The 2,862-nt window shown below is 67.0% G+C and carries 4 protein-coding genes; 3 read left to right on the forward strand and 1 reads right to left on the reverse strand.

The features are described 5' to 3' along the window. Nucleotides 1-163 precede the first annotated feature (163 nt). The 3 genes from ACFY9S_RS40600 to ACFY9S_RS40610 are packed head-to-tail and all read left to right on the forward strand — an operon-like array spanning nt 164 to nt 1,394. The gene (locus ACFY9S_RS40600; RefSeq protein WP_391139173.1) at nt 164-652 is read left to right on the forward strand and encodes a hypothetical protein; all 489 of its coding nucleotides are present in this window, start codon (nt 164-166) and stop codon (nt 650-652) included. 25 nt (nt 653-677) lie between these two features. After that, nucleotides 678-1,097, forward strand: a complete 420-nt coding sequence (locus ACFY9S_RS40605; protein ID WP_391139175.1) for a hypothetical protein — start codon at nt 678-680, stop codon at nt 1,095-1,097. Nucleotides 1,098-1,130: 33 nt separating this feature from the next. Then, on the forward strand, nt 1,131-1,394 hold the full coding sequence (locus ACFY9S_RS40610) for a hypothetical protein (RefSeq protein ID WP_391139177.1): 264 nt from the start codon (nt 1,131-1,133) through the stop codon (nt 1,392-1,394). A 242-nt stretch (nt 1,395-1,636) separates the two neighbouring features. On the opposite strand, the gene ACFY9S_RS40615 is transcribed toward ACFY9S_RS40610, so the two are convergent. Beyond that, nucleotides 1,637-2,862 (reverse strand): transposase (locus ACFY9S_RS40615; protein ID WP_391139179.1); only part of this gene is annotated, 1,226 nt, incomplete at its 5' end.

A 2,862-nucleotide genomic window follows, 5' to 3' on the forward strand; every position in this document is an offset into this window, starting at 1 on the left:
CATAAGGTCAAACACGTGTGCGGGCCGGCACCAGCGGCCCGCATCAGCCGTGCACGAACAAGATGAGAGGATCCATGTGAAACCCACCCGACACCCCGCGCCACGGGCAAGACGCCGATTAACCCGGCCGCTCGGCGCCCTGATCGCCTTCGGTGCATCCCTGATGCTGGTGTTCACCACCGCCACCGCCGCCCAGGCGCACTACGTGTACCAGTCCGACGAGGTCTGGGCCAACACCGACTCCTCCAAGTGCCTGTACACCTACGCGGAGGTCTCCCACGGCGGCAGAGGCGGCTACGCCAAGTCCTATGCGCTGGCCGCCTCCGGCATCCCCATCGCACAGTCATGCATCCTGGTCTGGAACCGGAACCCGGGCGATCTCAAGACCGGATGGCAGTACTTCAAGTGGGACGGCACCAAGTGGGGCGTGTGCAGGCAGCTCATGGGCACCCAGAATCCCGACGGCACCTGGAGCGGCTACGCCAACACCACCGAGACCTCCAAGATGGAACTCGCCTACGATTTCGGGATCGTGCCGCCCTGCGGCGGCGGCTATTACGCCACCAAGGGCGGGGGCAACGTCTACTACGGCGGCTCCTGGTACGGGGGCAACGTTCCGATCTGGTCCGGACAGCACTTCATCGAGCCGTAACCTGCAAGGGCTGGAGACACCACGCATGAAGAAGACCCGTGTATCCCTCGCTGTGGGAGCGGTGGCCGGGGTGCTGCTGCTGGGCGCCCTGGCGGTGAACGCCTCCGCTGATGAGGCGCCCCGCTCCGCCGACAGCAGGCAGGCCGAGAAGGCCGCGGTGCCACCGGCGCCGCCCACCCCGGAGTGGGTGAACCCCGACGGCACGGTGGACGTGTCCAAGATGCCCGAAGAGATGCCGCTGATCGGGGCGGACGGCAAGGTGGTCAAGGACGCAAACGGCAAGACCCTCATGGTCAAGACGCGCGTCAATCTCGCGGAGTCCGGTGCGCCCCAGGGGCCCCTGGCTGGTCCTCGCGCCGGGGAGAAGCGGTCCACCAGCACGGACGCAGAAGGCCGCAAGACGGAGACCGTCGAGGTCAAGCCGTCCGTTCCGCCCGCGCACTGACCTGACGAAGGCGCCGGAGAAGAAGGGCACCGTGTGAGCAGGCTGCTGGAAGCGGTGTGCGCTCTGACCGTGGGCGTCCTCGTCGCGCTGCTTGTATGGGGTGCTGACCCTGGCACCGTGCGGGTGGCGTGGCGGGAGGACGAGCTGAGCGGTGTGACGGTCGTGTTCGTGGCGGCGTGCGCGCTGTGGCTGGTGCTGTGGCGCAGGCGTACCGGGCGCGACCGGCTGGCATGGCCGCTTGTGGTGCTGCTGTGCGGTGCGGCTGTTGCGCTGGTCGTGGCCGCCATGGCCGGTTGACCAGCGCAGGCTGGCAGGTGGAGCTTCCCGTTCTTGTGGGCGGGGAGCCCCGCTGGCGTTTTCGGGCTGGGGCTGCTGTTAAGAATCTTGGCGGGCCTGGGTGACCGCCTTGGTCAGGGCCTTGCTGGTCCTCACGAACCGCGAAGTCGCCCGATGACCGACGATCTTTACCAAATGTCACCTGCCGGCGACCAGGACGAGCATCCCGATGCCCACTCACGCCAGCCCTGTGACCAGCAACTTCAGCTTGCACACCTCCCAGTGGGCCGGAGGGCTGCCAGGTGAGAAACGCGAGTCCGCGCCCGAGGGGTGTTGGTCCACCAGGCATTGAGACGGTGGAAGTTCATCGCGGTGGCGGTTAGTTGGTGTTGCAGTCGGGCTTTGGCCAGACCATGATAGCGGCATCGTCGCAGGCCGAAAGCTCGAACACCCTGGGAGATCGTGCCTTCGACACCAGCCCGGTGTGCGTACTGTTCCTTCCACTCCTGGGTCTCTTCCTGGGCCCGCGCCTGCTGAATCACCTCATACTCAGCTTGCGGCCGGAGGGTGATCCGACGGCCCATGTCCCACTTGCTGTTCGAACGGGTGCACTGCTCTTGGGTCTTGCATGGACGGCAGGCAGCCGGCGGAAACCGTGCTCGGATCACGGCTGCCCCCTCCTGGGAGCGGTCTTCGGCCCAGCGGCTGCTGGTCGCGCCGTTGGGACAGGTCACCTGCCGGTTCTCCCAGTCGATGGCGAAGTCTGTCTGGGAGAAGCCGCCGTCCTTGGTCTGCCAGCTGGTGGAGGCGAGGATCGGGCCCACCAGGTTCACTTTGTGCTTTTGGCGGGCAGTGACCACTTCCCTGGCCGTTGCGTAGCCCGCGTCGACCAGGTGGCGGTCGGGCAGGAGGTCGCGCTCGGCGAGGTGGGCGTGGATCGGGGCGACCAGCCGCACGTCCTGGACGGTGGAGTCGGTCGTGGCGACGTGTGTGATCAGGTTCGGGCTGTCCGGCTCGCAGGTCTCGGTGAGGTGGACCTTGTAGCCGTCCCAAAAGACGCCGCGTTTCACGCTGCCGCGAGCGTCGGTGTCGTAGGGCGTGACCAGTCGCTCCGCGCCCGGCGGCCGGTCTTTGAGGTCCCGGCGACGGACTTGCCCGTTGTCGACGAAGTACTGCTGGATCCACATCTGCCGCAGGGACTGAACCCGCGGAAGCAGCCGTAGGGACGGAGGAGCGTCCGGTCCGTACAGGGCCGCAAGGAGGCTGAACCCGTCAGCACCGATCTGCTCGATCAGCTCGATCTGCTTGGTCTTCCCCTTGGGTAGCCGGGTGTCCTCAAACCGGATCGCGTACCGGTCGAACCACTCAGGCGGAGCCCAGTCGGCCAGCCACTCGGGATCGTAGGCGGCCACGGTGTTCAACGCGGCTCGCAGAGTCTCACCGAGCCGCACCAGCCCGTTGATCTGCCGGGCGGCGGACAGCACGACCG

The sequence above is a fragment of the Streptomyces sp. NPDC012474 genome, from assembly GCF_042955185.1.
Taxonomy (GTDB): Bacteria; Actinomycetota; Actinomycetes; order Streptomycetales; family Streptomycetaceae; genus Streptomyces; species Streptomyces cahuitamycinicus.

Coding starts and splice junctions, on each gene's coding strand:
- ACFY9S_RS40600 (WP_391139173.1), top strand. CDS start 164: ATGCTGGTGTTCACCACCGCCACCGCCGCCCAGGCGCACTACGTGTAC.
- ACFY9S_RS40605 (WP_391139175.1), top strand. CDS start 678: ATGAAGAAGACCCGTGTATCCCTCGCTGTGGGAGCGGTGGCCGGGGTG.